Annotated in this window: 3 protein-coding genes and 1 tRNA gene; 1 reads left to right on the top strand and 3 read right to left on the bottom strand. The window is 71.7% G+C overall.

Features of this window, described 5'->3' with window-relative positions; translation table 11 throughout:
• On the top strand, positions 1 to 379 hold a 379-nt coding region (locus tag FV229_RS26105; RefSeq protein WP_210246630.1), incomplete at its 5' end, for a hypothetical protein.
• Positions 380 to 637: 258 nt separating this feature from the next.
• Here FV229_RS26105 and FV229_RS26100 read toward each other — a convergent pair.
• The 3 genes from FV229_RS26100 to FV229_RS26090 form a co-directional block, all read right to left on the bottom strand.
• Entirely contained in the window at positions 638 to 2,275 is a 1,638-nt protein-coding gene (locus FV229_RS26100; protein ID WP_147754704.1) for a DEAD/DEAH box helicase, read from the bottom strand.
• Between the two features lie 62 nt (positions 2,276 to 2,337).
• Positions 2,338 to 3,087 (bottom strand): precorrin-6A synthase (deacetylating), encoded by a 750-nt coding sequence (gene cobF / locus FV229_RS26095; RefSeq protein WP_147754703.1) that lies wholly within the window; start codon positions 3,085 to 3,087, stop codon positions 2,338 to 2,340.
• Positions 3,088 to 3,161: 74 nt separating this feature from the next.
• A tRNA-Met gene (locus FV229_RS26090) sits at positions 3,162 to 3,238 on the bottom strand.
• Positions 3,239 to 3,277 lie beyond the last annotated feature (39 nt).

Below are 3,277 nucleotides of genomic sequence, written 5' to 3'. Positions count from 1 at the left end.
GAAGAACGCGATCGTGCGGGCCTCGCCCCAACCCCCGCCTCCGGCCTCGTTTCCGATGGCACGGGTGGTGCCCAAGGGCGAGGCCCGCACGATCGCGTTCTTCACCTCGCTGTTCCCGGATTGCTCCTCGCAAGGCCCGGTGGTGATCCGGACCCTGGACCAGCCCCGGCACGGGGCGATCGACGTCGCGCCGGCGGATTCGTTTCCCCGCTACGGGGTCGGGTCGACGCTGGCCGCCTGCAACGCCCGCAAGGTGCCGGGGGTGAAGCTGACCTACACCTCGGAGGAGGGGTTCGAGGGCGTCGACACCTTCCGCATCTTCGTCATCAACGCGGACGGCACCGGCTACGAGTCCGACGTGCGCGTCACCGTGCGCTGAACCCCGCCGCCGGCCGACGGAATCGGCGCCGAAACGGGGGCGGAAACCTGCCCTCCAATAGCACTTCCGTCATTCGCATAAGATATATTATGGAACATAGAGGGGCGATATCCTGGGGTGAGGGGGTATTCGTCCGGTCCCGACCCATCTGGCATGCCAATCGGACCGTCTCTGTGATCAGCCCGGCAATCGGCAGTGAGATCGTCCGACGAGCGGCGGGCGAGGGCGGTCCGAGCCCCCTCCCCGGCCTCGCCTGTGTCACGCGGCCAGCGCGTCCGCCAGGCGGCGGATGTCGGAGACGACGCGCCCGTCGGCGAAGCGGCAGGCCACCTCCTCCGAGGCGCGGCCGCTCGGGCGGATTCGGATCGCCGCCGGGCAAACGAGCTCGTCGCGGCGCTCCAGCGCTTCGGCCGCGTCCATCGGCGCGGCGCGGCCGCCGCCGAGCCCGCGCCACCACTGCACCGCCTTGTCGCGGGCGAATCCCGTCCGCTCCAGCGCGAGCCGGATGCGGTGGGTGCCGGCCGGGCAGCGCAGCACGATATCGAGGCCGTCCGCCCCGCGCTCGACGCGCCAATCCGAGACCGCCTGCCAGCCGTCCGCGCGCTCCGACAGGATCGGCAGTTCGCCGTCGGCTGCGGCCTCGTGCCGGGCGACATCCTCCGCGTCCTCCGGCTCGATCCAACAGGGCTCGCAGGTCGAGGCGTTGAGCGCGATCAGCGCGCCGCAGCCGGGGCAGGGCTTGGCCCGCGCCAGCCCTTCCCTGCCCTTCACCGCGGCGGCGGTGCGCGCGGTGACCACGTCAACCGGGCCGTGCATCCGCACCAGGCCGGCATAGTCGAGGATCAGCGCGTCGCGCTTACCCGGCGCGTTCCGCAGGGCACGCCCGACCTGCTGCACGTAGAGCCCGGTGCTCTGCGTCGGGCGGAGCAGGGCGATGAGATCCACCTCCGGCACGTTGAAGCCGGTGGCGAGCACGCCGACGGAGGTCAGGCAGCGGATCCGCCCGGCGCGAAAGGCCGCGACGATGCGGTCGCGCTCGCGCCGCGGGGTTTCGCCGGAGATCGCCTCGCAGGAATAGCCCTCCACGCGGATCGCGTCGCGCACCGCGTCCGCGTGGCTGAGCCCGGCGCAGAAGGCGAGCCAGGCCCGGCGCTCGCGGCCGTAGCCGACCATCTCCTCGACCGCGGCGCGGGTGATCCACTCGCGGTTGACCGCGGCCTCGAGCTGGCTCGGGATGTAGTCGCCGCCGCGCTTGCCCACGCCGGCCACGTCGAGGGCAGTCAGGGTCGCCTTCGACAGGAGCGGACAGAGATAACCCTGCCCGATCAGGTCGCCGGCATCGACCTCGTAGACGATACCCTCGAAGATCCGGCCCGCGCCTTCGTCGAGGCGCCCGCTGTCGAGCCGGTAGGGCGTCGCGGTAAAGCCGACGACGCGAAGCTCCGGCCGCAGCGCCCGCAGGCCGGCGAGGAAGCGCCCGTAGCGGGTCTCGGCCGAGCGCGGGATCAGATGGGCCTCGTCGACGACGACGAGGTCGCGCGGGCCGATCGCGTCGAGCCGGTCGGCCACCGACTGGATGCCGCAGACCAGGACCTGCGCCGCCGCCTCCCGCCGCCCGAGGCCGGCGGAGAAGATTCCCGCCGGCGCCTCGGGCCAGTAGCCGGTGAGCTCGGCGAAGTTCTGGGCGATCAGCTCCCGGCTGTGGGTGACGACGACGATGCGGGCGAGGGGATCGGCCTGCAGCGTCTCGCGCGCGAGCGCCGCGATCACCAGCGCCTTGCCGGCGCCGGTCGGCAGCACGATCAGGCCGGCACGCAGAGGCTGGCCCCCTGCCCCGCTCCAGGCGGCGGCAAGCGCGTCGAGGCTGGCACGCTGGTAGGGTCGCAAGGTTAGCATGGGCTGGCTCTAACGCACGCAGGCGGACGCGTCCGTGGCCCGTTCGCCGCGCCCGCCCCGGATCAGGGCGCCTGCAGCAGGTAGACGTCCATGATCCAGCCGTGGCGCGAGCGCGCGGCGGCGCGCTGGAGGCGGATTTCCGGGCCGACCGTGCCGAGCCGGCCGGCGATCAGGAGCTGGTCCGGCGAGCCGAGATAGGCCCCCCAATGGATTGTCAGGTCCGGATCGAGGTGGTCGAAGCGCGGGTCGGCGTCGAGCATCACCACCACGCTGCCGACGCCCTCCGGCAGGCCGTCGGCGATCGCCCGTCCGGTGGTGATGTGGACGGCGCCGCCGATCCGGTTCAGCGGGATGCGGTGGGCGGCGGCCAGCATCTGCACGCTGGAGATACCGGGAATCACCGTGTAGGCGAAGGCGCCCGCGTCGCGGGCGAGGATGCGCTCCAAGATGCGCAGGGTGCTGTCGTAGAGCGCCGGATCGCCCCAGACCAGGAAGGCGCCGACCTCCCCTGCCCCGAGATTCGCCGCGATCAGGCCGCCTAGGAGGTCGGCGCGGGCTGCGTGCCAGGCCTCGACCGTGGCCGCGTAATCCGCAGGCCGGCGCTCGCGTGGTGGGTCCTGCGCCACGACCAGGCGATAGTCGTCCCGGATGTGCCGGGCGCAGATCGTGCTGCGGAGGGCGACGAGGTCGTCCGTGTCGGCCCCTTTGTCGAGGACGAACACGACGTCGACGTCGGCCAGCGCCTGCACGGCCTGAAGGGTGAGGTGCTCCGGGTCGCCGGTGCCGATTCCGATGACACGCAGGGTCCGCATGGGCTCAAGGATTCCAGTGCGCACGAAAAAGCCGGCTCGCGTTGGGCGAGCCGGCTTATGTGGGATATGAGGTTTGGTTGCGGGGACAGGATTTGAACCTGTGACCTTCAGGTTATGAGCCTGACGAGCTACCGGGCTGCTCCACCCCGCGCCAGGGTGATCGAGTGTCGTGTTGAGGGGATGTGTTGGC

The sequence above is a fragment of the Methylobacterium sp. WL120 genome (assembly GCF_008039465.1).
Taxonomy (GTDB): Bacteria; Pseudomonadota; Alphaproteobacteria; order Rhizobiales; family Beijerinckiaceae; genus Methylobacterium; species Methylobacterium cerastii.
This window is presented reverse-complemented; position numbering and strand designations above follow the sequence as displayed.

Bases quoted from the DNA above. Each gene is read 5' to 3' on its own strand.
- FV229_RS26100 (WP_147754704.1), bottom strand. From the start codon at position 2,275: ATGCTAACCTTGCGACCCTACCAGCGTGCCAGCCTCGACGCGCTTGCC.
- cobF (WP_147754703.1), bottom strand. From the start codon at position 3,087: ATGCGGACCCTGCGTGTCATCGGAATCGGCACCGGCGACCCGGAGCAC.